This is a genomic window from Bacillus cereus group sp. Bc031 (genome assembly GCF_027716265.1).
Classification (GTDB): Bacteria; Bacillota; Bacilli; order Bacillales; family Bacillaceae_G; genus Bacillus_A; species Bacillus_A paranthracis.
The window spans coordinates 11,889-38,370 of sequence record NZ_JAQFUL010000021.1 but is presented as its reverse complement, the minus strand read 5'-3'; the positions used below and the strand labels follow the sequence as shown (position 1 = coordinate 38,370).

Here is a 26,482-nt window from a genome sequence, read left to right as displayed (position 1 = left end):
TAAGGGAGGAGCTTACCGATGTACCTTTATTTATCTCTTATTTTATTAGCTTTTACATTAAGCTTAGATAGCTGTAGTGTAGGGCTAACATATGGTTTAAGAAGCGTAAGAATTCCACTAAGATCAATTGTAATTATCGGGATGTGTTCAGCGGCTGTTATGCTTGTTTCAATGGGAATTGGACATATGATCGCGAAAGTATTTTCACCCGTTATCGCAACGCGTATCGGTGGGCTTGTTCTTATTGGAATAGGAATTTGGGTATTATACCAATTTTTTCGAAGTGAGAAAAAAGAAGAACCGAAGCAAGAGGAGAAGGTATGGAAATTAGAGATTGCCTCGCTTGGGTTAGTCATTCAAATTTTACGGAAACCGACTGTAGCAGATTTCGATAAATCAGGCACCATTTCTGCAGGAGAAGCGTTACTTCTTGGTATCGCTCTTTCTGTAGATTCATTTGGTGCTGGAATTGGTGCATCTTTATTAGGGTATGCACCTGCTATGATGGCGATATTAGTTGCAGTGATGAGTTCTTTGTTTTTATTTATTGGAATGAAACTTGGAACGGTTTTATCAAATATGAAATGGTTGCAAAAATTTACATTCCTGCCTGGGGTATTACTCATTATTATTGGAATTTGGAAAATGTAAGTACGGGCGTGGAACATTAGTTTCGCGCCTTTTATTATGAGGAGGATTATATGATGACAGTAGTAATTGGATTAACGGGAGGTATTGCAAGCGGAAAAAGTACAGTATCTCAAATGTTTCGCGAGCTAAATATACCAGTTATTGATGCAGATATTATTGCGCGAGAAGTTGTAGAACGAGGAAAGCCAGCATATAACAAAATTGTAGAAGTGTTTGGAACAGAAGTATTACAAGAAGATGGAGAACTAGATCGTCCAAAACTAGGAAGTGTCGTTTTCTATAATGAAGAGAAACGATTGCAGTTAAACAAAATTGTTCATCCTGCAGTGCGTGAGGAAATGAATAGGCAAAAGGAAATGTACATAAAAGAAGGTATGCAAGCGGTTGTGTTAGATATTCCTCTCTTATTTGAAAGTAAATTAACAAGTCTCGTTGACCGCGTTTTAGTTGTAGCAGTTAAGCCACATACGCAATTAGAACGTTTAATGAAGCGAAATAATTTTTCAGAAGAAGAAGCGACAGCTCGTATTCAATCTCAAATGCCGTTAGAAGAAAAAGTGAAACATGCAGATGAAGTGATAAATAATGATGGCACAATTATGGGAACGAAAACACAATTACAGGGGATTTTAAAGAAATGGAACATTATTGACTAAAAAATTGTGAAATTAATGAAAATGCTTAGTGACATATCCCCTTTTTGTGTTATACTATTATTGGGATTGGAGATAAATAGTATAACGCATTCAAGGGGGATAACATATTATGACTCGTGTGGCAATTAATGGATTTGGACGTATTGGGAGAATGGTATTTCGTCAGGCAATAAAAGAAAGCGCATTCGAAATTGTAGCAATCAATGCAAGCTATCCATCTGAAACGTTAGCACATTTAATTAAATATGATACAGTTCACGGCAAGTTTGACGGAACAGTAGAAGCATTTGAAGATCACTTATTAGTTGATGGGAAAATGATTCGCCTTTTAAACAACCGCGATCCAAAGGAATTGCCTTGGACAGATTTAGGTGTTGAAGTTGTAATTGAAGCAACTGGTAAATTTAATTCAAAAGAAAAAGCAATTCTTCACGTTGAAGCTGGAGCGAAAAAAGTTATTTTAACAGCGCCTGGTAAAAATGAAGATGTAACAATTGTAGTAGGTGTGAACGAAGACCAATTAGATATTACAAAACATACTGTTATTTCAAATGCATCTTGTACAACAAACTGTTTAGCACCTGTTGTGAAGGTGTTAGATGAGCAGTTTGGAATTGAAAACGGTTTAATGACGACAGTTCACGCTTATACAAATGACCAAAAAAATATTGATAACCCACATAAAGATTTAAGAAGAGCACGTGCTTGCGGACAATCAATTATTCCGACAACGACAGGTGCTGCGAAAGCGCTAGCAAAAGTTCTTCCGCATTTAAATGGAAAACTTCACGGTATGGCACTTCGTGTACCAACACCAAACGTGTCTCTTGTTGACTTAGTAGTAGATGTAAAACGTGATGTGACAGTTGAAGCTATTAACGATGCATTCAAAACTGTTGCAAACGGTGCGTTAAAAGGCATTGTAGAATTCAGCGAAGAGCCTTTAGTATCTATTGACTTTAATACAAATACACACTCAGCTATCATTGATGGTTTATCTACAATGGTAATGGGTGATCGTAAAGTGAAAGTGCTGGCTTGGTATGATAACGAGTGGGGCTACTCTCGTCGTGTTGTAGATCTTGTAACGTTAGTTGTTGACGAATTAGCGAAGCAAGAAAATGTGCAACATATTTAAGTGAATAAGGGAGAGGGCAAGTGGAAGATTTGCCCTCTTTTTTTTATTTTTTTCTGAAAAGGAAAAAAATTATAGGAGTATATTTTTGAAAGTGGACATACCACGAAACGTTGGGGTTACTGTATTTGTGAATCATTTATTTTTTTTAGGGAAAAGTAAAGAGGAAAATATGACAGAAAATCGAAAAAACTGTTGTTGCAAAATGAAAATAAACAAAGTATACTAACACTCGTAAACTTAAGAGCTGAGGTACGTAGTCACTACTTAAAGGGTTAGGACCTCTCTGGACTAACTTTCCCCCGTGGTAGTGGAGCAAGCCAAATTGCAAATTAGTTTTCAATTCGAACAGTTAGAATAAATTTACAAGGGGGAACTGTAGAATGGATACTATGGATACGATGGGTCGTCACGTGATCGCTGAACTTTGGGATTGCGATTTCGACAAGCTTAATGACATGCCGTATATTGAACAATTATTTGTGGATGCAGCACTAAGAGCTGGTGCTGAAGTGCGTGAGGTTGCTTTCCATAAATTTGCACCACAAGGTGTAAGTGGAGTAGTAATTATCTCGGAATCACATTTAACAATTCATAGCTTTCCGGAGCACGGTTACGCAAGTATTGATGTTTATACTTGTGGGGATCGTATTGATCCAAATGTTGCTGCAGAATATATTGCAGAAGGTTTAAACGCGAAAACGCGTGAGAGCATCGAGCTTCCTCGAGGCACTGGTAGCTTCGAAATTAAGCAGAGAGAAACAAAAGCTCTTTAAAAAAGAACATAATTGATTTAAAATGTAAAGAGGTGTATAATGCACCTCTTTTTTAGTTTATAAAAAAGGGAAAATATAATGTACTCGTTAGTTGAATAAATGGAGCTCTTACGAATAAGTTAACAACGCATCTATCATCGTATTTTTTTAAACGAGATAATAATGCGCTTAAACTTAAAGTGGTAAGAGAGTTAAAATGAGTTATATAATAATGTATATATATTGTCAGATGAAGTAAGTAGAGAAAAAATAAAGAGTATAGTGTAAAGGAGTGAATATATTGCGTTGTCCATCCTGTTCTCATAATGGTACAAGAGTGTTAGATTCGCGTCCGGTAGACGAGGGGCGCTCTATTCGAAGAAGGAGAGAGTGTGAAAGCTGTTTAAGCCGCTTTACGACATTTGAAAGAGTGGAAGAGTCACCTCTTATCGTTGTAAAAAAAGAAGGAACACGAGAAGAGTTTAATAAAGAAAAGATTTTACGTGGCTTAATTAAAGCGTGTGAAAAAAGACCAGTATCTTTAAGACAATTAGAAGAAGTGACTCAAAGTGTGGAACGTGAACTTCGTAATTTAGGTATATCAGAAGTGAAAAGTGATATGATTGGTGAAATTGTTATGGAAGAACTACGTGATATCGATGATGTTGCTTACGTGCGTTTTGCTTCTGTATATCGCCAATTTAAAGATTTAAATGTATTTATTGAAGAATTAAAAGATATACTGCAAAAAGAAAGAGAGTAGAATCTGTATCGTATTCTCTTTACATACCGTAAGTAATGAGATAAGAGAGCTAGAAGCGAAAGCTAATAGCTCTTTTTCGCTAATAAATTATATAGTGAAGATTGGATGAGAGAAAGGAAAGCAAGAATGGAAAAACAGTCATGGATGGAGCTATTGCCGATTGATCGTTATAAAGTAAGTGCGAAAGGATTATTGCATAATTACGACCGAAAAGTGTTAACGATGTTATATCAGCCGTTAATAGGTAGTAGAGCTTTTAGCTTGTACATGACGCTATGGGGAGAGTTAGAACAAGATCGTGTATTTGGAAAAGAGAATACGCATCATTCCCTTATGGTGACCATGCAAATGCAACTTCCCGAAGTATATGAGGAACGAGTAAAGTTAGAGGCAATTGGACTTTTGAAAGTATATATTAAGAAAGAAAAAGATATTCGAATGTTTATATATGAGCTGCAACCACCTTTATCTCCGAAGCAGTTTTTTGATGATATTGTTTTATGTATCTTTTTATACAATCGATTGAGTCGGACAAAATATAATCAAGTAAAGCATTATTTCTTAGAAGAAGAATTTGATTTTGCATCTTATGAAAATGTTACGCGTTCTTTTAATGATGTGTTTGGTTCGTTTAATCCAGGGCAGCTTGAGCATGCGCAAGAAGACCTTCGTATTCCAAAAACGACAGCTATGCCAAGTAATGAAAAGGGAGACGCTCCAAAAGTTTGGAATGATTTCTTTGATTTCTCCTTATTTGTAGATGGCTTGTCCGCTCTTGTTCCTAAAAAGGCGATTACAGATCAAGTGCGAGAATGTGTCATTACACTTGCTTACGTGTATGATGTAGATGTGTTATCGATGCAAAATATCGTTCTTGGTGCGGTGACAGAGCTGCAGACAATTGATATCGAAAGGCTTAGAAAAGGAGCGCGTGATTGGTATCAGTTCGAAAACGGACAAGCGTTACCTGTATTAAGTGAAAGAGTACAGCCTCACGCTGCACGTATGATGAAAGAAAAAGAGCCTTCTACGCAAGAAGAGATGTTAATCAAACAGTTAGAGGAAATCTCACCAAAACAACTATTGAAAGAAATCTCTGGCGGTGCAGAGGCAACGAAGGCTGACTTGCAAATCGTTGAAGATGTAATGATCAATCAAAAATTAACGCCAGGTGTTGTGAATGTACTTATTTATTACGTTATGCTACGCTCAGATATGAAACTTGCGAAAACGTATGTGGAGAAGATTGCTGGACATTGGGCACGTAAAAAGGTCGGCACAGTAGCTGAAGCAATGGCGTTAGCGAAAGAAGAAAACCGTCAATATCAAGAATGGGCTGAGACGAAGAAGAAAGGCCGTACGTCGAAGAAAACGGTACGAAAAGAAATGGTACCAGATTGGCTGAAAGAAGAGCCGAAAGAACAAGAGAAAGAAACTGTGAAAAAAGATGTAAGTGCTGAAAAAGGTGCAAGTACGTTAGAGGACGAACGAAAACGATTAGAAGAAGTGTTAAAAAAATATAAGCGTGATTAATAGAAGAGAATGAACGCTCTTTGAGGTGAAAAAATGGAGCATATTCAAAATTCATTTGCAAAGTTAATGGAAAATGAAAATTTTAAAAATAGATATGAAGTATTAAAGGCGGAAGTAATGGCACATCCGCGTGTGAAAGAATTTATAGACGAACATAAAGGGGAAGTAACAACGTCTATGATTGAACGCAGTCTTGTGAAATTATACGAATATATTGGACAAAGTGTAGGTTGCGCGGATTGTCCGGATCTAGGTTCGTGTAAAAACATGCTGCAAGGATATGAGCCAAAACTCGTTATCCAAGGGAAGATGATTGATATTCAATATGATCGTTGCGTTAGAAAAGTAGCATATGACGAGAGGAAGAAATATGAAAAGCTCGTTCAAAGTGTATATATGCCAACTGATATTTTACAAGCAACGATGGAAAACTTAGACCCTTCAGATTTAGATGCGCGTATTGATGCAATTGGTGCAGCTAATGAATTTTTAAGTACATATGAACCTGGTAAAAAAGTACAAGGTTTATATTTGTACGGTAAATTTGGTGTAGGGAAAACGTATTTATTAGGAGCAATTGCGAATGAGCTTGCTCGAAAGAAAATAAGTTCAATGCTCGTATATTTCCCTGAATTTTTACGTGAAATTAAAAGTTCAATTCAAGATAATTCGATTGGGGAAAAGATTGATGCGGTGAAACGCGTACAAGTTTTAATGTTAGATGATATTGGAGCAGAAGCGATGTCAAGCTTTGTGCGTGATGATGTACTCGGTGCAATTTTGCAATTCCGTATGTTAGAAAACTTACCGACGTTCTTTACGTCTAACTTTGATTTTAAACAACTAGAACATCATTTAACATATACGCAGCGCGGTGAAGCGGAAGAAATGAAAGCAGCTCGTATTATGGAGCGAATTAAATATTTGGCGAAACCAATACCGATTGGCGGGAAAAACCGTCGTCATAAGTAAAGAGCAAGCTGAGAAGCTTGCTCTTCTTTTGTAGTTAAACGCTTTTTAAAGTAGCCGAATGATAAAATGAAAAGTTCTTATTGAAAATTCCTAGTAGCTTGTATCATTTTTTTCTCCCTCCCTTAATATATATAAAATTAGCAAGCCATATCGAGTGGATTTTCTAACGATAAGAAATGTAATTCTACTAAGAGTGAACTTTCACGCGGGACGGACTCTTATAGGATTTGTAACGTATAGATACAGTCCTTTAGAGCAGGGATAAAAGGGGGGACAAAAGTGATTGAAATTTGCTTCGAAGAAAAAAATGATGCTATGCACGTATATAGACAACTATTGAAAAGAGCGGAACTGTTATATAAGGAAACGAGTGTGTATTTACAGGAACAAAAAGTGGTGATTCACATACCAGTATGTGAATCAAATTATATTGAAAAGATTTTATTGCCAGTAATGGTATATTTCATTGTGAATGTGAAACAAAATGAGTGGATATATACAATCTTAAAAGAGAAGTTTTTTTATGAAGAAGAGGAAGAATGCCATCAAATATTGCATATGGCACAAGAGATTTTAAAAGGAAGAAGAAAAGGAATTGCTCGTGAATTAACACGTCACACATTTGAATCATATATTAAATCCTCTTTAAATAACTGGCTTTGTGATCCGCTTTCATTCTCGTTTTCATCATATGTTCGTTTTCGTCTTCGTACATATAGGGAAATGGTAGCTAAGCTTGCTGAAGTGGCAATTGATGAGTATAAGTTAGAACAAGAATATCAAATGTTTATTGAGACGCTCCGGCAACAAGTCCGTAGCCGGAAATCACGTTTGTCATGTGTACATCTTATTTTTGATGAAAGTTTTATTTTCTATGATGATAAAGGTAGACGTTTAAAACAAGAGAAATTGGTTCAATATATAGATGAAGACTTATTAAAACAAAAGGATGTATATATTGATACGAAAGTAATTGCACCACTTCTTTCTATTTCGCCGAAAAAAATTTATTTGTATACGAAAGAACAAGACCATAATATGATTATTACTTTGCGAAATGTATTTCAAGAACGGGTACAATTACATGGATTACATGAGTTTGAGCGCAATGTGAAAAATTTAAAAAATAAAGGTAACGCCCTTGATTTTCTAAGTTTTTGAGCATATAATTACCTACATAAATGAAATATATTGAAATGTCATGATGAGGACATGAGTAGTTTTCTACGATTTTCAGAGAGGGAAGCCTTAGGGTGTGAGCTTCCTAGTACGGGATTATTACTTACCACCTCTAAACTTTAGCAGTGAACGGTTTTTCTAGTAATTGCTAACGGACAACACCGTTATGTTGAACTTGAGCAATTAACAATTATGTTAATTGGAACAAGGGTGGAACCACGAATTCAACACTCGTCCCTTTTTACGGGATGAGTGTTTTTTATTTTGAGAAAAAGAGGAGTGACCAGTGATGGCAGATGTAGTTAAAATTACTTTCCCTGATGGAGCTGTGAAGGAGTTTCCAAAAGGCGTAACAACTGAAGAAATCGCAGCTTCTATTAGCCCAGGCTTAAAGAAAAAAGCTGTGGCTGGAAAATTAAATGATGAGATGATTGATCTTGTTACACCAATCGAAGAAGATGGTGCAGTTTCTATCATTACATTAGATTCTGAAGATGGCTTATATATTTTACGCCACTCAACAGCTCACCTTTTAGCGCAAGCGTTAAAACGTTTATATAAAGATGTTAAGGTTGAGCTTGGCATTGGTCCAGTAATTGAAAATGGCTTCTACTACGATATTGATATGGAAGAAGCAATTACAGTTGAAGACTTCAAGAAAATCGAAAAAGAAATGCAAAAAATTGTGAACGAGAACTTAGAAATCGTTCGTCATGAAGTACCACGTGCAGAAGCAATTCGTCGTTTTGAAGAAATCGGCGATGAGTTAAAATTAGATTTAATTAACGATCTTCCAGAAGATGCAGTTATTTCAATCTATGAGCAAGGCGAATTCTTCGACCTTTGCCGTGGTGTCCACCTTCCATCTACAGGGAAAATTAAAGTATTTAAATTATTAAGCGTTGCGGGTGCTTACTGGCGCGGCGATAGCAATAATAAAATGTTACAACGTATTTACGGTACTGCATTCGTTAAGAAAGCAGAATTAGATGAGCATTTACGTATGCTTGAAGAAGCGAAAGAGCGCGATCACCGTAAATTAGGTAAAGAATTAAAACTATTTACTAATAGCCAAAAAGTAGGACAAGGTTTACCACTTTGGTTACCAAAGGGTGCAACAATCCGCCGCATTATCGAGCGTTACATCGTTGATAAAGAAGCAAGCTTAGGCTATGATCACGTATACACTCCAGTACTAGGAAGCAGAGAGCTTTATGAAACTTCTGGTCACTGGAACCACTACCGTGATGGTATGTTCCCATCAATGGAAATGGATAATGAAGAGTTAGTTCTTCGTCCGATGAACTGCCCTCACCACATGATGGTTTATAAAAACGATATTCACAGCTACCGTGAATTACCAATCCGTATTGCGGAACTTGGAACAATGCACCGCTACGAAATGTCAGGTGCGTTATCTGGATTACAACGTGTACGCGGAATGACTTTAAACGATGCGCACATTTTCGTACGCCCAGATCAAATTAAAGAAGAATTAAAACGTGTTGTAAACTTAACTCTAGAAGTGTACAAAGATTTCGGTTTAGAGAACTACTCATTCCGTCTATCTTATCGCGACCCAGCAGATACTAAAAAGTACTATGCTGATGATGAGATGTGGGAAAAAGCACAGGGTATGTTAAAAGAAGCTATGGATGAAATGGGTCTTGATTACTATGAAGCTGAAGGTGAAGCGGCATTCTACGGTCCAAAACTTGACGTTCAAGTTCGTACTGCTCTTGGAAAAGACGAAACACTTTCAACTGTACAATTAGACTTCTTACTTCCAGAACGCTTTGAACTATCTTACGTTGGTGAAGACGGTAAACAACACCGTCCAGTTGTAATTCACCGTGGTGTTGTATCTACTATGGAACGTTTCGTAGCCTTCTTAATTGAAGAATACAAAGGTGCATTCCCAACTTGGTTAGCTCCAGTTCAAGTACAAGTAATTCCAGTTTCTCCGCAAGTACATTTAGACTATGCGAAGAAAGTACAAGACGAATTACGCCGTGCTGGTATCCGTGTTGAATTAGATACTCGTGAAGAGAAAATTGGTTACAAAATCCGTGAAGCACAAATGCAAAAAATTCCGTACATGCTTGTAGTAGGTGACAATGAAGTAACTGAAAACGGCGTAAACGTACGTAAATACGGTGAACAAAAATCAGAAACAATCTCATTAGATGCTTTTGTTGATATGATTAAAGTAGAAGGAAAACGATAAGAAAAAGCCGCGGTATACCGCGGCTTTTCTATGTAATATGAGTAAGGGAAATTAGAAAAAAAAACCATGTAACACTTATCGTAAAAAAGTATTGCAAGTATGTTAGTTGTTTGTTACAATATTTCTTGTTGTTAGTAAAACACATCGCGTCTTCTTGACAGACGTCATGTCCTATGATAAACTCATCAAGGATAATAGAATATTGTTTTGTGGAACAAGTAGAAGCACCCGCTTCTCACCTGATGGACGCATTCGCAGTTTACAGGTAAATGTATTTCTTACTTAAGATTTTACAAGTGTGGGTGTCGTATGCCCGCACTTTTTTTGTCGGGTTCTATGACTACAAACTATGTTCTGAGAAAACCTTGGAGGTGGCTTACTATTAGCAAGGATATGATGATTAACGAGCAAATTCGTGCACGTGAAGTACGTTTAGTTGGTGCAAATGGCGATCAACTTGGAATCAAGTCTCGTAATGACGCTTTAGACTTAGCTGCAAATCTTAATCTTGATTTAGTATTAGTTGCTCCAAATGCGAAACCGCCAGTATGCCGCATTATGGACTACGGTAAATTCCGCTTTGAGCAACAGAAGAAAGAAAAAGAACAGCGCAAAAATCAAAAAGTAATTAGCATGAAAGAAGTTCGTTTAAGTCCAACAATTGATGAACACGACTTTAACACAAAACTTCGTAATGCTATCAAGTTTTTAGAGAAAGGTGACAAGGTTAAAGCGTCAATTCGCTTTAAAGGACGTGCCATTACTCATAAAGAAATCGGTCAACGTGTTTTAGATCGCTTCTCAGAAGCTTGTGCTGAAGTTAGTACAATCGAATCTAAGCCTAAAATGGAAGGACGCAGTATGTTCTTAGTTTTAGCACCGAAAAACGATAAGTAATAGATAGAGGAGGAAATACCTATGCCTAAACAAAAAACTCATCGCGGCGCTGCAAAGCGTTTCAAAAAGACTGGATCAGGTAAACTGAAACGTTCTCACGCTTACACAAGCCATTTATTCGCTAACAAATCTACAAAAGCTAAACGTAAACTACGTAAAGCTGGTGTAGTAAGCGCTGGTGACTTCAAACGCATTCGTCAAATGCTTGACAACTTAAAATAAGTTCGGCTGATATATAGAACAATTAGGAGGTAATATTATGCCAAGAGTAAAAGGTGGTACAGTTACTCGTCAACGTCGTAAAAAAGTAATTAAATTAGCAAAAGGTTACTACGGTTCAAAAAATACATTATTCAAGGTTGCTAACCAACAGGTTATGAAATCTCTAATGTATGCATTCCGTGACCGCCGTCAAAAGAAACGTGACTTCCGTAAATTATGGATTACACGTATCAACGCAGCAGCTCGTATGAATGGTCTTTCTTACAGCCGCTTAATGCACGGTCTTAAAAATGCTGGCATCGAAGTTAACCGCAAGATGCTTGCTGACTTAGCTGTTCATGACGAAAAAGCTTTCGCTGAATTAGCAACAGTTGCAAAAAACAACATTAACTAATTAATTAGTTGAAACCTTAGAAGATTTTTCTTCTAAGGTTTTTTTATTTGTATGCAAAGAGAAGTGTGTCGTTATCGATATGACAAAATCAATATAAAAGTTATAGCAATATAGAAGAATATGCATATGAAGTCAGGAGAATCCTTCTGGCTTTTTTTTATTATACCGCTTTGGAAAGAAGAGTATCTTTCCTAGGTGAAACGACACTGCTATAATGGAAAGATGATATGGAACTTTCATCAGATAAAATAACATTTTTATTAGTGGACAATACACGGATAATGATTATCTATCACCAATCGGAGTGAACAATCTAATCGTGATGATTGAAACGTATTTGTAAATTAAGGACAAGCTATTTTGTAAAGAGGTAAATGGCTGACTTATTAATAAGAAACGAAAAATAATAATGAACTTTGAGATGAAACAACATTGTTGCGTAAAATGCGATGTTGGAGGAGGACAATAGAGTGGACTTACTACAACTATTTAAATTACAAAAAGAATTAGATGACCGTATTGCGAAAGAACATGACTTACAACCGAAAAAATTGTTAAAAGAAAAAATGTTAGCTCTTCTTGTAGAAATTGGAGAACTTGCAAATGAAACACGTTGTTTTAAATATTGGAGCAACAAACCAGCATCAGAACGTGAAGTCATACTAGAAGAATACGTAGATGGCTTACATTTTATTTTATCAATCGGAATTGATTTAGGTATTGATAAAAACTTCTTATTCTATAAGTGTGCACAGACGAATAAAACACAAGTAGAAATTTTCTTAGACACGTATGCGAAGGTGATTCGTTTTACAGATCAACCATCTATTACGAACTATATTGAATTATTTACAAGCTACCTTCGACTTGGACAAGCACTTGAGTTTGAACAAGAAGAGATTGAAAAGGCATATTTAGATAAAAACGAAGTAAATCATCAGCGTCAAACACAAGGATACTAAGTTAATTTTTGAATATTTCAATTTCCTTTTGTATAATGAAGTGACTGAAGAAAAAGGAGGGTGTTGGCAATGACAAAATTAGACGAGACATTGACAATGCTAAAAGAATTAACAGATGCACGTGGTATTGCGGGTAACGAGCGTGAACCACGCGAAGTAATGAAGAAATATATTGAGCCGTTTGCGGACGAACTTTCTACTGATAATTTAGGAAGTTTAGTTGCGAAAAAAGTAGGGGAAGAAAACGGCCCGAAAATTATGGTTGCAGGTCATTTAGATGAAGTTGGCTTTATGATTACGCAAATTGATGACAAAGGTTTCCTTCGTTTCCAAACAGTTGGTGGCTGGTGGTCACAAGTTATGCTTGCACAGCGCGTAACAATTGTAACGCGTAAAGGAGATGTAACAGGTGTTATCGGTTCAAAACCACCGCATATCTTACCTCCAGAAGCGCGTAAAAAGCCAGTTGAAATTAAAGACATGTTCATCGATATTGGTGCTTCTAGCCAAGAAGAAGCAATGGAGTGGGGCGTACGACCAGGAGATCAAGTTGTACCTTACTTTGAATTCCAAGTAATGAAGAACGAAAAAATGTTACTTGCAAAAGCATGGGATAACCGAATTGGTTGTGCAATTGCAATTGACGTATTAAAACAATTAAAAGATGAAAAGCATCCAAACGTTGTATATGGCGTAGGGACTGTACAAGAAGAAGTTGGTCTTCGTGGTGCAAAAACATCTGCAAATTATATTAAACCAGATATCGCGTTTGCAGTAGATGTTGGTATTGCTGGTGACACACCGGGTGTAACGTCAAAAGAAGCGCAAAGTAAAATGGGTGATGGACCACAGATCATTTTATATGATGCTTCTGTTATTGGTCATACAGGTTTACGTGACTTTGTAGTTGATGTTGCTGATGAATTACAAATTCCATACCAATATGATTCAGTAGCGGGCGGTGGAACGGATGCAGGCGCAATTCATATTGCTGTAAATGGTATTCCGTCTATGGCAATTACGATTGCAACCCGTTACATTCATTCTCATGCGGCAATGTTACACCGTGATGATTATGAAAATGCAGTGAAGTTAATTGTAGAAGTTATTAAACGTCTTGATAAAGAGGCTGTACATAACATTACATTTAATTAATAGAAAAAGCGAAGGAGCCTCTCCTTCGCTTTTTTGTGTTTTAAAAAGGTCGTTCTAATCCTGCGGCAGTATGAGCCCCTAAAATGATTAAACGAGTTAATTGCATGGCCATAAAATGCGGGGTATATATCATCCCTTTTTTTAGCCATGACATAATCATGCCGAGATGGGCACCAGTAACATAACTAAGGAGAATGTCACGTGGAACCATTAGTTTTTCATCGTTAGGCTGTGCAATAGAGAGGCTTAATGTTAAATGTGTTTGAATGGCTTTCATCATTTTATACGTAAAGTTTCCGGCAGCTTTATCACCAAGCATGACGTTATAGAAGTTCGCATTTTCTGCGATATGTTCAAATAAAGACAAGAAATTTGGATGTGGTGAATCAAATGTAAGTTGAAAATCTTCTTTATTTCTATTTTTCGGTTTAATAACTTCTGTTAGCTTCTCTAACATTTCTTCAATGCTTTTGTCTAGTAAGTCATATTTATCGTGGTAATGGCTATAAAACGTAGCGCGATTTACAGGAGCACGTTCTGCAATATGTTGAACAGTTACATTTTCAAACCCTTTTTCGCCTACTAAAGCGACAAAAGCATCCTGTATGAGTTGTCTCGTCCGTTTTACACGTGGATCATTTGTATTTTTAATAGACATTTTTATTTCCCCTCGTTTAATTTTCTGTATTTAAACAACATATTGGTATTATATTGTTGTTTAAGCGACATTTCATACGTAAATTGTCGGTTGTAGATTTGAAATAATTATTTATAATTATAAACGATAGTCCTTCAGAAATCAGCACCGCTTGCAGGTAGATAAATTTCGATTTACACCGCAGATGGTGTGATTTTTTTGTTTAAAAGTTAATATAATTAACAATTAGACAATCTAAACAATAAGGACGTAAATAGTCTAGAAAAAAATTATATGCGATATAAGGAGAGGAATGCAATGAATCAGTTTCGAAGAATGGTGATTATCAACATTATCACATTAATTGTACTAGTTGGTGGCGGTATTGGCGGTTATTACTATTACAATCAAGCGGAAAATTACTTAAAAACAGACAATGCAAAAATTGATGGAAAGGTAATTCCGATTGCATCACCAGTAGCAGGGAAATTAACTGACTGGAAAGCTGAAGTAGGTAAGAACTACAACGAGAATGATAAATTAGGTGCTGTCACTGTAGCGGCAGCGAATGGAGAACAAACAGTAGATGTAACAATTCCACAAAATGCAACAGTTGTACAATCAAACGCAACAACAAATGCTTTCGTTGGAGCAGGTAGCCCAATCGCTTATGCATTTGATATGAACAATTTATGGGTAACAGCAAATATTGAAGAAACAGATGTTGATGATGTTCAAAAAGGTCAAGATGTAGATGTGTATGTAGATGCATACCCAGATACAACGTTAACAGGAAAAGTAGAACAAGTTGGCTTAACAACAGCGAACACATTCTCTATGTTACCATCAAGCAACGCAACAGCGAACTATACGAAAGTAACACAAGTAGTACCAGTTAAAATTTCTTTAGATCATAGCAAATCAGTAAATATTGTTCCTGGCATGAATGTGACAGTTCGTATTCATAAGTAAGGGGGAGATGAGATGTCCTCAATTGTAATTGCAGGATATGCACTATTTTGTATAATCGTCTTCTTCCTTGTAAATCGTCTTTTACGAAAGAAAAAAACGAAAATGGGAGAAGAACAAGTCCCAGCCGTAAGTAAAATAGAAGTAAGTAAAGTTGAAACAGAAGAGAAAGACATTGAACGAAAGCAAGAACCGGAAATTTCTAATGTAGTTGAGTTGGAAACAGGAAAGCAAGAAGAAGTAAAACAAGAAAAAGAAGTGCCGAAAAAACAAATGTCTATGCCTGTAGAGAATGTGAACGTAAAAGCAGTGGTAGCTGTATTAATTCTCGGCATGTTCGTTTCTATTTTAAACCAAACAATCATTAACGTTGCATTGCCTCCGTTAATGAATGAATTTAACGTATCAACTTCAACAGCACAATGGTTAATTACAGGCTTCATGCTTGTAAATGGTATTTTAGTACCGATTAGTGCCTTTTTAGTTTCACGATTTACGTATCGTAAATTATTCGTAGCAGCAATGTTATTCTTTACGGTAGGATCTATCATTTGTGCTACTTCAGGAAACTTTACAATGATGATGACGGGCCGCGTTATTCAAGCGGTTGGTGCGGGTATTTTAATGCCGGTTGGTATGAATATCTTCATGACATTATTCCCGCCTCATAAGCGCGGAGCTGCAATGGGATTACTAGGTGTAGCAATGATTTTAGCACCAGCTATCGGACCAACTGTAACAGGTTGGGTAATTGAAAATTACAGCTGGAACTTAATGTTCTATGCGATGTTTATTATCGGTTTAATTATTACGTTCCTATCTTTAAAATTCTTTACACTAGCTCAGCCAGTGTCTAAAACAAAATTAGATATATTCGGTGTTGTTAGTTCAAGTATTGGACTAGGAAGCTTATTGTACGGATTTAGTGAAGCTGGAAATAATAGTTGGACTAGTGCAGAAGTTGTTATTTCACTTATTATCGGTGTAATTGGTTTAGCGTTATTTATTTGGAGAGAGTTAACAACGGACAATAAAATGCTTGATTTACAAGTATTTAAATATCCAGTATTTACTTTCACTTTAGTAATTAACGCAATCGTTACGATGGCATTATTCGGAGGTATGTTATTACTTCCTGTATATCTGCAAAACATTCGTGGCTTTACGCCAATTGAATCTGGTTTACTACTTCTTCCAGGATCATTAATTATGGGGATCATGGGACCAGTAGCGGGTAAATTATTCGATAAATATGGCATTCGTCCATTAGCGATAATTGGATTGGCAATTACGACGTATGCGACATATGAATTTACAAAATTATCGATGGATACACCGTATAGCGTTATTATGACGGATTATATTATACGTTCGATTGGTATGTCATTCATTATGATGCCGATTATGACAGCTGGTATGAATGCACTGCCGATGAAATTAATTTCTCACGGTACGGCAACGCAAAATACGTCAAGACAAGTAGCGGGTTCAATCGGAACAGCGATTTTAATTACACTTATGACGCAACAAACAACTGCCCACGTAGCAGATTATGGAAATATGTTAACAACGTCAAACCCAATTTTAGTTGATAAAGTACACGGCATGGGGCAAAGCTTAGCAGCGATTGCTGGATCAGCACAAGCAGGAGATGCGATGAGCACGCAACTATTATTCGGACAAATTTCAAAGTTATCTGCAATTAACGGTATTAACGATGCCTTCTTAATTGCAACGATACTCGCAGGGATTGCTTGGGTGTTATCGTTCTTCTTACCATCAGGCAATAAACCAAATAGAAAAGCAGGGAATTAATTTCCCTGCTTTTTTGTGCTTTTTATGCAGTTACATATAAAAGATGATAACCAGTTACGGAGCAAAGCCCTGCTATAAACAAAATCGTCCCCATAGAACGAATACTCGATATTTGTCTTCCGCTTATAATAGCTAATAGTCCAGCTAAAGAGAAGAAGCACCAATATAAAGTTCCCGAAATTGGAACCATCCCCTCTAAATCTATTCCAGAACCTATACAAATGATAGGAACAACGATAAGGAATATGCTAATGAAACCAGCTATAGTGGTAAGTGATTTCCGATGTTTCATGCCACCAATAATTAAAAAAATACCGACGATGAATTGGCATAACATCAAAGTAAGAGCTAAAATCATCCAAGTTAATATTCCGAACACTTCTGTACTACCTCCGATTTGTGAGTTTCAAAAAATATTATATATAGTATGAATCACCCACAGTCATGAGTAACCAGAAGATAACCCCTAATATACCAGCGATAAAAATAATGAATCCCATATTACGGATACTTTTAATTTTTGCTTGTAATCCACTTACTCCAGCTAATAATCCAGTTAAAGAAAACAGTATCCAATATAAAGTAGTTGAAATAGGAAGGATTGTATTGCCCTCCATTCCCATGCCCCAAAAAACAAAAGGTAGTGTGACAAAGGAAAAGCTAAGTAGCCCCATTAAACCGACAAATAATTTACGGTGTTTCACGCTAGTAACAATTAAAAAAATACCACCAAAAAATCCGCATAAAACAAGAAGTGGCATATAAATAACCCAAAGTAAGCTCAACATATGTAATCTCCTTCTGTGTAATCAGTTATATTTTACTACATGAGGTTTATTTTGGATATTATTAATAAATATGTATAATTTGATAGAAATGAGTAGTGGTCATACGAATTAATAAAAGAGGTATCGCGATGATACCTCTTTTTAACTCAAGAACGCCAACATATTATTCATAATATGAAATAACATAGCTGGAATAATGGATTTTGTTTTTTTACATAAAATAGCCATTAATAATCCCATGAAGAAAGTAATTACCATAACCCCAAGTGAGTATGTATGAGCGATACCGAAGAAGAAACTTGTTACGATGGCTGCGATCCAAAATGGAAAGCGTTCTGAGAAGAAGCGAAGTATAAAACCACGGAAAATAAGTTCTTCAAAAATGGGTGTGAGTATGGCGAAGCTGAGAAGCAATAATATTTGATATTGCTTAAAGACGTCTAAGCTTAGTGCGGAAGATTGCTGCTTCGTTGCATTTTGGAACACATAATTTAACAGTATGTAATTGAGTACGATGTTTATAACGAAGAAAAGAAGTAAATATACGTATGTGCGCCATTCTTTCAGTGCTTTAAAGTTAAAAGATTTTAGTAGTAATTTTTTTGCGGGTTCGAATTTAAAAATGAAGAATAACAGTACGGCTAGTTGTAATACGGTACTTGCGGTATTGGCAATAGATTCGTACAGTGCAATTTGTTTTTTATTTGTGAGACCAGCTGTATAAATTGTTAATGGCATTGCGAGGAACACAGTAATAAGTCCGGTTCCGAAAAAAGCGAATAAAACGGAGCTAATAAATTGTAACCATGACATAGAGTATTTCTGTTCATTAGAAAGTTGTGTAGCGGGTTGCATTTGTAAAATCACCTCTTTATATTTGTATATTTAATTATAAAGTATTTGTTTTTTGAATGTAACATTTAAATATTACATATAAAGGTGTATTTTCCATAAAATAATAAAAGAGGTATCACCCTATAGTGATGCCTCTTTCTTATTGGTAACTATGTTCTGCTTTGTTGTTGGATTTTGATTGCTCTATTTGTAATTCACGTTCTACCAATCGGTCTAACTGTTGAATTGCTTTTAGTGCTTTTTCATAAGAAATTGTTCGATAATGATGCGCCCCGCCCGGTTCTTCATCTGCTTCGTCTGCCCATTTAATAATGTTTTGCAGAGATGATCTTTCGATTTCTTGCTGTACTAAGAAAGAATCTGTATGAAGAAGAATGGCGATAGAAATTTCTTTTGCTAGTTTAGGATGCTCTCCTAATCTAATAAGCAATTTATGAGCTCTTTCTGCTCCTTTAATTGCGTGTATATCATTCTTTTTATATAAATCATAGTCCCATTCGCCGCCTGTGTACCACGTATGATGTCCGATATCATGAAGGAAACCAGCTTTTGTCGCAGCATCGACTGAGGCGTGATGCTTTTTAGCTAAGTGAAACGCATGGTAAGCGACAGCGATCGCGTGGACCATCCCAGAACGATTTACGTATTTTTGTGTAATGTGGTGTTTAAAAATTTGTTCAAGCGTAATACGGTTCATAAAACATTCACTCCTTTTATCCCGCTTTAACGGGCAGTAAGATTCCTACTTCAAAATTCGGCGAATACGAGGAAGTTAGGTGGGGAATCAACTGCCCGTAAAAGCCCGATTGGTTCAACTAATAATTAGTGGGGATGAACACCGCTCCCCACTAATTAAAGTTTCACTTTATCTAATGGTGTCTATAAAGAAAATCGATCGGTTTAAATGTATTTTGAACATTGTACTCCATCATAGTTCGTTAGTAAAGTAGAAATGTTTAGGAGAAGAAAAAATTTTCCCACAAAAAATCACCTTAGCTTATGCAAAGGTGATTTTTAAATTGCTTATTTTTTTAATCCTTGCTCTAGTGTTTCTAACATTTCATGCTTTTCATTTTCATCAGCGTTTTTCCAAATGACTTCAAATAAGACACCAAGACCTGGAAGCATTTTCTCTTCACCGCTTTGAATTGCATCGACAATTGTTTCTTGTAATTGATCTTGTGTATTACCAGATACATTTGCTAATACAGCACCGCGTAAATTAAAACTCATTGTTTTCACCTCTTCTTCAGAATTGAAACTGACGTTAGTTTTTGTTCTTTTTTATGTAAATATGTATGAAAAATAGGCTATAATGATAAGACAAGAAGAGAGGGAAATACATATTATGAAAAACATTGATTCAGTACAAAATCCGCGTGTGAAGCAGTGGAAAAAGCTGCAAACGAAGAAAGAGCGCGATAAAAAAGGTTTATTTTTTGTAGAAGGATTCCATTTAGTGGAGGAAGCTTTAAAAGCAGGAGTTGTAACAGAACTTATCGTTTCAGATCAGACAGACCTTCCGAAAGATTGGACAGTTAATGATGTAGAAATGTATATCGTACCGGAAGCAATCGTAAAAGTACTTCGTGAAACAGAAACGACGCAAGGTGTATTTGCTGTTTGTGAAAAGCATGAGAAGGAAGTAGCTCTTGCTGATGGGAAGTTTCTTTTATTAGATGGCCTGCAAGACCCAGGTAACTTAGGGACAATTATTCGTACAGCTGATGCAGCTGGTATTCATGCCGTTGTGCTTGGAGAAGGTTGTGTTGATGTTTATAATAGTAAAGTACTCCGTTCTACACAAGGTTCTATTTTTCACTTACCAATTGTAAAAGGGAACTTAGAAGAATGGGTAGACAAGCTAAAAGAAAATAACGTTCCTGTATATGGAACAGCTCTTGAAAATGGAGTTCCGTACGGGGAAGTAACACCAGCTGGTAGCTTTGCATTAATTGTAGGAAATGAAGGAAACGGCGTACGCCAAGAAATTCTTGCAAAAACGGATCGAAACTTGTATATTCCGATTTACGGCGGGGCAGAATCATTAAATGTTGCAGTTGCAGCAGGGATTTTAACGTATTATTTGCAAAGCCCGGTTGCGAACAAATAAAAAACTTCTTATAATAAGTTGAAGTACATTATATTAAAAGTTAAATAACGAAAAACGTTGATAGAGAAGAGTAGCTTACAAAATCGCCATATAGGGAGAGAATGCCGTAGACTGAAAGCATTCTTATGGTAGACGGAAGTGAATTCACCTCTGGAGTTGACGCCAGGACCATGTATATGTAAAGGCGTTCCGGTCAGAATTGATCGTTATAACTAATGAGTGGGCAGACATGTTCTGTCAATTTAGGGTGGTACCGCGAATTTACCTCGTCCCTTTTTGGGAGCGAGGTTTTTTTATTTTTAAAATTAGGAGGGTTCCAAATGGAAGCACGTTTAAAAGAGCTAAAGCAAAAAGCGTTAGAGCTTATTGAAGAAGCGAAAGAGCTAAAAGGCTTAAACGACGTACGCGTAGCGTATTTAGGAAAAAAAGGTCCAATTACAGAAGTATTACGCGGCATGGGAAAATTATCAGCAGAAGAGCGTCCACGTATGGGAGCATTAGTAAATGAAGTACGTGAAGCGATTCAAACGCGTCTAGACGACAAAATCAGCAACTTAGAAAAAGCAGTAATTGAAGCGAAATTAGCAACTGAAACAATTGATGTTACATTGCCAGGTCGTCCTGTTGAAACAGGTTGTCACCATCCGTTAACAGCTGTTGTTGAACAAATTGAAGATGTATTCATCGGTATGGGTTATGAAGTAGCGGAAGGAACAGAAGTAGAAAAAGACTACTACAACTTCGAAGCATTAAACTTACCGAAAGATCACCCAGCGCGTGATATGCAAGATACATTCTACATTACAGAAGAAACGTTACTACGTACACATACATCTTCTGTGCAAGCACGTACGATGGAAAATAATAAAGAAAAAGGCCCAATTAAAATTATTTGTCCTGGTAAAGTGTATCGCCGTGATGACGATGATGCGACGCATTCACACCAGTTCATGCAAATTGAAGGTCTTGTAATTGATAAAAATATTCGTATGAGTGACTTAAAAGGTACACTGCAAGTATTCGTGAAAAAGATGTTCGGTGAAGATCGTGAAATCCGTCTTCGTCCAAGTTTCTTCCCATTCACAGAGCCATCTGTAGAGATGGATATTTCTTGTATGATGTGTCATGGCAAAGGTTGCGGCACTTGTAAAGGAACTGGTTGGATTGAAATTTTAGGTGCAGGTATGGTTCACCCGAATGTACTTGAAATGGCTGGTTATGATTCAAAAGAATATCAAGGTTTCGCATTCGGTATGGGCGCAGAGCGTATCGCAATGTTGAAATACGGCGTAGATGACATTCGTCATTTCTATACAAATGATGTACGTTTCTTACAACAATTCAAACGAGCGTAAGGGAAGGAGAGGATAAGTATGTTCGTATCATATCGTTGGTTACAAGAGTATGTAGATATTAAAGATGTAACAGCACAAGAACTAGCAGACAAAATCACGAAAAGTGGTATTGAAGTAGAAGGCGTTGAAGTATTAAATAAAGGTGTAAAAGGTGTTGTAGTTGGTCACGTATTAGAATGTGAAAAACACCCAGAAGCTGATAAGTTAAGCAAATGTTTAATCGATATCGGTGAAGAAGAACCAGTTCAAATTATTTGTGGTGCTGCTAACATTGCAAAAGGTTTAAAAGTACCAGTTGCAAAAGTTGGCGCTGTACTTCCTGGTAATTTCAAAATCAAAAAAGCAAAACTACGTGGTGAAGCTTCTCACGGTATGGTTTGTGCTCTTCAAGAGCTTGGCATTGATGGAAAGTTAGTTTCAAAAGAATATGCAGATGGTATCTTCATCTTCCCAAGTGACGCTGAAGTTGGTGCAGATGCACTTGAAATTTTAAACTTACATGATGAAGTACTTGAGCTTGGTTTAACACCGAACCGTGCAGATTGCTTAAACATGTTAGGTGTTGCATATGAAGTAGCTGCTATTTACGGCCGTGAAGTAAAACTTCCAGCTATCGACTTACAAGAAACAGCAGAAAAAACTGCCGATTACATTTCTGTAAGTGTAGAAGCGAAAGAAGAAAATCCATTATACATTGCAAAAATGGTGAAGAACGTAAAAATTGGTCCATCACCAATGTGGATGCAAACTCGCCTTATGGCAGCTGGCATTCGTCCAATTAGCAACGTAGTTGATATTACAAACTACATTCTAATGGAATACGGTCAACCGTTACATGCATTCGATTACGATAAATTAGGTTCAAAAGAAATCGTTGTTCGTCTTGCAAAAGAAGGCGAAAAAATTGAAACGTTAGATGATCAAGAACGTACGTTACAAAGCCACCACCTTGTTATTACAAACGGCACAAAAGCGTTAGCTGTTGCTGGTGTAATGGGCGGAGCGGATTCAGAAGTTACAAATGAGACAGTAAACGTTCTAATTGAGTCTGCATACTTTGCAGGTCAAACAGTACGTCGTACATCAAAAGACTTAGGTCTTCGCAGTGAATCAAGTGCACGTTTCGAAAAAGGAATCGATCCAACACGTACATTTGAAGCAATTCAACACGCAGCTGCGTTAATGGCGAAATACGCTGGCGGTGAAGCACTTGAAGGTGTCGTAGAAGCTGACAACTTACAAGTACAAGAGCGTACAGTATCTGTTACTGCTGAAAAAGTAAACCGAGTATTAGGCACAAATATTTCTGCGAGTGAAATGGGTACAATATTCACAAACTTGAAATTCCCATTCACAGAAGTAGAAGGAACATTCCACGTGAATGTACCAGCACGTCGTCCTGATATTACAATTTCAGAAGACTTAGTAGAAGAAGTGGGCCGTCTATACGGTTATGACCACATTCCAGTTACATTACCTTCTGGAACAATGACTCGTGGTAAATTAACAGCAGCGCAAACGAAACGTCGTAAAGTACGTCGCTTCTTAGAAGGTGCTGGTTTATATGAAGCAATTACGTATTCATTAACAAGCGCTGACAAAGCGAAACAATATATGGTGGAGCCAAACGAAAAAGCGCCTGTAGCTCTTGCACTTCCAATGAGTGAAGAACGCAGCCAACTTCGTTTAAGCTTAGTGCCACAATTGTTAGAAGCAGTTTCATACAATGTCGCTCGTAAAAACGATAGCGTTGCTTTATACGAAGTAGGTTCTATCTTCTTACCGACAGAAGAAGGAGAACTTCCGAAAGAAGAACAACATCTTGCGGGTGTTATGACAGGTCTTGCTCTTCACCATGCATGGCAAGGTGAGAAAAAAGTAGTAGACTTCTTCGTTGTGAAAGGTGTACTAGAAGGTCTATTTGACGTACTTGGCGTTTCAAACCAAATCACATATGCACCAGCAAAACGTGAAGGTATGCACCCAGGTCGTACAGCTGACATCGTATTAGAAGGCGAAGTAATTGGTTTCATCGGTCAATTGCACCCAGAAGCAGAAAAACAATTAGATGTGAAAAATACATTCGTATTCGAACTATCTCTTGTAAAAGTATTCGGTGCAGACGCTGAAGAAACTTACTACTCAGCAATTCCACGTTTCCCATCTATGACACGTGACATGGCTGTTGTCGTAACGAAAGAAACAAAAGCTGGCGAAATGAAGCAAGTTATTGCTGAAGCTGGTGGAGAACTTCTGAAAGACGTAACACTATTTGACTTATACGAAGGTGAAAAAATGGAAGAAGGCAAGAAATCACTTGCATTCTCTATGAACTACTTCGATGCAGAGCGTACGTTAACAGACGAAGAAGTAACAGAAGCACATAACCGCGTGTTAACAGCGGTAGAAGAGAAATTTGGTGCGGAGTTACGTAAATAATAAGAAATTGCCGGATCTATTCCGGCAATTTTTTTAGTGGATTGGTTGTCGGAAAATGTCGGTAAGTCGATATATTACAAAAATCGCCGATATATTTGGAGTTACGGTCGATATATTACAAAAATCGCCGATATATTTGGAGTTACGATCGATATATTATAAAAATCGCTGATATATTTGGAGTTACGATCGATATATTACAAAAATCGCTAATATATTTTCCGACATCTTGCATCTTTCTCTCGAATGTAGTACATTAATTTTAGTTTAACAAAATGAAAGACGATGATAAGGAAAAGTAGTATATACTATAATCCAAAGCGAGTCAGGGACGGTGAGAGCCTGATGAGGCGGTATATGTGAAGAACACCTTGGAGTTGCTAACCGAAATTGAATCTTGTATTCAAGAGTAGACTTAGACGGGAATCCGGCCTGTTACAAACCGGGAAGTATGTATTACATACGAGTTAAAGTTGGTCTTTATGACAAATTGGGTGGTACCGCGAAGTTTAACCTTTCGTCCCTTTATGGATGAAAGGTTTTTTTGTATTTAAATATATCAGCAAAGGAGAATTTCACTATGGAAAACACATTAGTAAAAAGTCTGTATAGAGATACAGATAAATACGCAGGTCAAACAGTACAAGTATCAGGGTGGATTCGTAACTTACGTGATTCAAAAGCATTTGGCTTCATCGAATTAAACGACGGTAGCTTCTTCAAAAGCGTTCAAATCGTTTTCGATACAGAATTAGATAACTTTAAAGAAATTGCAAAGCTTCCACTTAGCTCTTCAGTTAAAGTAGAAGGTAAAGTAATTGTAACGCCTGGAGCGAAACAACCATTTGAAATTAAAGCAGAAAAAATTGATATTGAGGGCTTATCAGATTCTGATTACCCACTTCAAAAGAAACGTCATACGTTTGAATACTTACGTACAATTGCTCACTTACGTCCAAGAACAAATGCATTCTCTGCAACGTTCCGCGTACGTTCTATCGCAGCATTTGCGATTCACCAATTCTTCCAAGAGCGTGGATTCGTACATGTTCACACACCAATCATTACTGGTAGTGATACAGAAGGTGCGGGCGAAATGTTCCGTGTAACAACGCAAGATTTAAACAACGTACCAAAAGGCGAAGACGGACAAGTTGATGAATCAAAAGACTTCTTCGGCAAAGAAACAAACTTAACAGTAAGTGGACAGCTGAACGCTGAAGCTTATGCATTAGCATTCCGTGATGTATACACATTCGGACCTACATTCCGTGCAGAAAACTCAAACACAACTCGCCACGCTGCTGAGTTCTGGATGGTTGAGCCTGAGATTGCATTCGCTGAACTAGGTGACGTAATGAACCTTACAGAAGATATGCTGAAATATGCAATGAAATACGTATTAGAGCATGCACCAGAAGAAATGGAATTCTTCAACAGCTTCGTTGATAAAACAGTTTTAGAGCGCATGAACAACGTAATTAACTCTGACTTCGGTCGCATCACTTATACAGAAGCAATTAAAGTACTTCAAGAATCAGGTGCTGACTTCAAATACCCAGTAGAATGGGGTATTGACTTACAAACAGAGCATGAAAGATACTTATCAGAAGAAATCTTTAAACGCCCTGTATTCGTAACGGACTATCCGAAAGACATTAAAGCATTCTACATGCGCTTAAATGACGACGGTAAAACAGTAGCTGCTACTGACCTTCTAGTTCCTGGCATCGGTGAATTAATCGGCGGAAGTCAACGTGAAGAAAGAATGGACGTTTTAGTAGACAGAATTAAAGAATTAGGCATGAAAGAAGAAGACTACTGGTGGTACTTAGAACTTAGAAAATACGGCGGTACAAAACACGCTGGATTCGGTCTAGGTTTCGAGCGCTTCCTAATGTACATCACTGGCATGGCTAACATCCGTGACGTAATTCCATTCCCAAGAACTCCAGGTTCTTCTGAATTCTAAAATATGAAAAAAGCGAGAGGATTTCCTCTCGCTTTTTA

Annotated in this window: 26 protein-coding genes and 4 other annotated features; of the genes, 20 read left to right on the top strand and 6 right to left on the bottom strand. The window is 37.0% G+C overall.

Annotated features, from left to right (window positions below):
- Window positions 1-18 precede the first annotated feature (18 nt).
- The 14 genes from ytaF to PDQ33_RS10785 all read left to right on the top strand — a co-directional run bounded on the left by ytaF (window position 19) and on the right by PDQ33_RS10785 (window position 13,501).
- Window positions 19-651, top strand: coding sequence for a sporulation membrane protein YtaF (ytaF, locus tag PDQ33_RS10850; RefSeq protein WP_000281751.1), 633 nt, complete (start codon window positions 19-21; stop codon window positions 649-651).
- Window positions 652-704: 53 nt separating this feature from the next.
- Complete coding sequence (coaE, locus tag PDQ33_RS10845) at window positions 705-1,307, top strand: dephospho-CoA kinase (protein WP_000219295.1); 603 nt, start codon at window positions 705-707, stop codon at window positions 1,305-1,307.
- Window positions 1,308-1,416: 109 nt separating this feature from the next.
- Window positions 1,417-2,445, top strand: a complete 1,029-nt coding sequence (locus PDQ33_RS10840; protein ID WP_000198972.1) for a glyceraldehyde-3-phosphate dehydrogenase — start codon at window positions 1,417-1,419, stop codon at window positions 2,443-2,445.
- 389 nt (window positions 2,446-2,834) lie between these two features.
- Window positions 2,835-3,218, top strand: a complete 384-nt coding sequence (speD, locus tag PDQ33_RS10835) for an adenosylmethionine decarboxylase (RefSeq protein ID WP_002003660.1) — start codon at window positions 2,835-2,837, stop codon at window positions 3,216-3,218.
- Window positions 3,219-3,498: 280 nt separating this feature from the next.
- Window positions 3,499-3,960, top strand: coding sequence for a transcriptional regulator NrdR (nrdR, locus tag PDQ33_RS10830; protein WP_001203687.1), 462 nt, complete (start codon window positions 3,499-3,501; stop codon window positions 3,958-3,960).
- Between the two features lie 126 nt (window positions 3,961-4,086).
- A complete protein-coding gene (locus PDQ33_RS10825; RefSeq protein ID WP_270755633.1) occupies window positions 4,087-5,493 on the top strand; it encodes a replication initiation and membrane attachment family protein in 1,407 nt (468 codons plus the stop codon).
- A gap of 33 nt (window positions 5,494-5,526) precedes the next feature.
- Window positions 5,527-6,465, top strand: a complete 939-nt coding sequence (gene dnaI, locus PDQ33_RS10820) for a primosomal protein DnaI (protein WP_000400101.1) — start codon at window positions 5,527-5,529, stop codon at window positions 6,463-6,465.
- A 279-nt stretch (window positions 6,466-6,744) separates the two neighbouring features.
- Complete coding sequence (gene ytxC, locus PDQ33_RS10815) at window positions 6,745-7,626, top strand: putative sporulation protein YtxC (protein WP_000569618.1); 882 nt, start codon at window positions 6,745-6,747, stop codon at window positions 7,624-7,626.
- A 31-nt stretch (window positions 7,627-7,657) separates the two neighbouring features.
- Window positions 7,658-7,886: a binding site (T-box leader), on the top strand.
- 47 nt (window positions 7,887-7,933) lie between these two features.
- Entirely contained in the window at window positions 7,934-9,871 is a 1,938-nt protein-coding gene (thrS, locus tag PDQ33_RS10810) for a threonine--tRNA ligase (protein WP_061132070.1), read from the top strand.
- 210 nt (window positions 9,872-10,081) lie between these two features.
- Window positions 10,082-10,202, top strand: a sequence feature (ribosomal protein L20 leader region).
- 62 nt (window positions 10,203-10,264) lie between these two features.
- Window positions 10,265-10,768 carry a translation initiation factor IF-3 gene (infC, locus tag PDQ33_RS10805; RefSeq protein WP_000973214.1) on the top strand — a complete coding sequence of 168 codons (504 nt, stop codon included), beginning with the start codon at window positions 10,265-10,267 and terminating at the stop codon, window positions 10,766-10,768.
- 21 nt (window positions 10,769-10,789) lie between these two features.
- Window positions 10,790-10,990 carry a 50S ribosomal protein L35 gene (rpmI, locus tag PDQ33_RS10800; RefSeq protein ID WP_001125945.1) on the top strand — a complete coding sequence of 67 codons (201 nt, stop codon included), beginning with the start codon at window positions 10,790-10,792 and terminating at the stop codon, window positions 10,988-10,990.
- 37 nt (window positions 10,991-11,027) lie between these two features.
- Complete coding sequence (gene rplT, locus PDQ33_RS10795) at window positions 11,028-11,384, top strand: 50S ribosomal protein L20 (protein ID WP_001138362.1); 357 nt, start codon at window positions 11,028-11,030, stop codon at window positions 11,382-11,384.
- A gap of 470 nt (window positions 11,385-11,854) precedes the next feature.
- Window positions 11,855-12,346 carry a dUTP diphosphatase gene (locus PDQ33_RS10790; RefSeq protein ID WP_000365050.1) on the top strand — a complete coding sequence of 164 codons (492 nt, stop codon included), beginning with the start codon at window positions 11,855-11,857 and terminating at the stop codon, window positions 12,344-12,346.
- A gap of 69 nt (window positions 12,347-12,415) precedes the next feature.
- The gene (locus PDQ33_RS10785) at window positions 12,416-13,501 is read left to right on the top strand and encodes a M42 family metallopeptidase (protein WP_000163568.1); all 1,086 of its coding nucleotides are present in this window, start codon (window positions 12,416-12,418) and stop codon (window positions 13,499-13,501) included.
- A 40-nt stretch (window positions 13,502-13,541) separates the two neighbouring features.
- Here PDQ33_RS10785 and PDQ33_RS10780 read toward each other — a convergent pair whose 3' ends face one another.
- Window positions 13,542-14,159, bottom strand: coding sequence for a TetR/AcrR family transcriptional regulator (locus PDQ33_RS10780; protein WP_000023670.1), 618 nt, complete (start codon window positions 14,157-14,159; stop codon window positions 13,542-13,544).
- A gap of 297 nt (window positions 14,160-14,456) precedes the next feature.
- Here PDQ33_RS10780 and PDQ33_RS10775 point away from each other — a divergent pair, with 297 nt between their 5' ends.
- On the top strand, window positions 14,457-15,110 hold the full coding sequence (locus tag PDQ33_RS10775) for an HlyD family secretion protein (protein WP_001071404.1): 654 nt from the start codon (window positions 14,457-14,459) through the stop codon (window positions 15,108-15,110).
- 12 nt (window positions 15,111-15,122) lie between these two features.
- Complete coding sequence (locus PDQ33_RS10770; protein ID WP_000095286.1) at window positions 15,123-16,922, top strand: DHA2 family efflux MFS transporter permease subunit; 1,800 nt, start codon at window positions 15,123-15,125, stop codon at window positions 16,920-16,922.
- 22 nt (window positions 16,923-16,944) lie between these two features.
- Here the strand turns inward: PDQ33_RS10770 and PDQ33_RS10765 are convergent, their stop codons facing one another.
- The 5 genes from PDQ33_RS10765 to sspI all read right to left on the bottom strand — a co-directional run bounded on the left by PDQ33_RS10765 (window position 16,945) and on the right by sspI (window position 19,798).
- Window positions 16,945-17,301: a hypothetical protein gene (locus tag PDQ33_RS10765; RefSeq protein WP_000467061.1), complete on the bottom strand. Its 357-nt coding sequence runs from the start codon at window positions 17,299-17,301 to the stop codon at window positions 16,945-16,947.
- A gap of 37 nt (window positions 17,302-17,338) precedes the next feature.
- Window positions 17,339-17,710, bottom strand: coding sequence for a hypothetical protein (locus PDQ33_RS10760; RefSeq protein ID WP_000950045.1), 372 nt, complete (start codon window positions 17,708-17,710; stop codon window positions 17,339-17,341).
- A gap of 141 nt (window positions 17,711-17,851) precedes the next feature.
- On the bottom strand, window positions 17,852-18,565 hold the full coding sequence (locus PDQ33_RS10755) for a CPBP family intramembrane glutamic endopeptidase (protein WP_001182127.1): 714 nt from the start codon (window positions 18,563-18,565) through the stop codon (window positions 17,852-17,854).
- 139 nt (window positions 18,566-18,704) lie between these two features.
- Entirely contained in the window at window positions 18,705-19,262 is a 558-nt protein-coding gene (locus PDQ33_RS10750; protein WP_270755642.1) for an HD domain-containing protein, read from the bottom strand.
- A gap of 326 nt (window positions 19,263-19,588) precedes the next feature.
- Window positions 19,589-19,798 (bottom strand): small acid-soluble spore protein SspI, encoded by a 210-nt coding sequence (sspI, locus tag PDQ33_RS10745; protein ID WP_000009513.1) that lies wholly within the window; start codon window positions 19,796-19,798, stop codon window positions 19,589-19,591.
- A gap of 82 nt (window positions 19,799-19,880) precedes the next feature.
- Here sspI and PDQ33_RS10740 point away from each other — a divergent pair, with 82 nt between their 5' ends.
- From PDQ33_RS10740 to asnS, 4 genes are all read left to right on the top strand, one after another.
- Complete coding sequence (locus tag PDQ33_RS10740; RefSeq protein WP_001993769.1) at window positions 19,881-20,678, top strand: TrmH family RNA methyltransferase; 798 nt, start codon at window positions 19,881-19,883, stop codon at window positions 20,676-20,678.
- A 48-nt stretch (window positions 20,679-20,726) separates the two neighbouring features.
- Window positions 20,727-20,955: a binding site (T-box leader), on the top strand.
- Window positions 20,956-20,998: 43 nt separating this feature from the next.
- On the top strand, window positions 20,999-22,033 hold the full coding sequence (pheS, locus tag PDQ33_RS10735) for a phenylalanine--tRNA ligase subunit alpha (RefSeq protein WP_000388219.1): 1,035 nt from the start codon (window positions 20,999-21,001) through the stop codon (window positions 22,031-22,033).
- A gap of 18 nt (window positions 22,034-22,051) precedes the next feature.
- Window positions 22,052-24,472 carry a phenylalanine--tRNA ligase subunit beta gene (gene pheT / locus PDQ33_RS10730; protein ID WP_000498166.1) on the top strand — a complete coding sequence of 807 codons (2,421 nt, stop codon included), beginning with the start codon at window positions 22,052-22,054 and terminating at the stop codon, window positions 24,470-24,472.
- 276 nt (window positions 24,473-24,748) lie between these two features.
- Window positions 24,749-25,000, top strand: a binding site (T-box leader).
- 52 nt (window positions 25,001-25,052) lie between these two features.
- Window positions 25,053-26,444 (top strand): asparagine--tRNA ligase, encoded by a 1,392-nt coding sequence (gene asnS, locus PDQ33_RS10725; RefSeq protein ID WP_000432166.1) that lies wholly within the window; start codon window positions 25,053-25,055, stop codon window positions 26,442-26,444.
- Window positions 26,445-26,482: the final 38 nt, after the last annotated feature.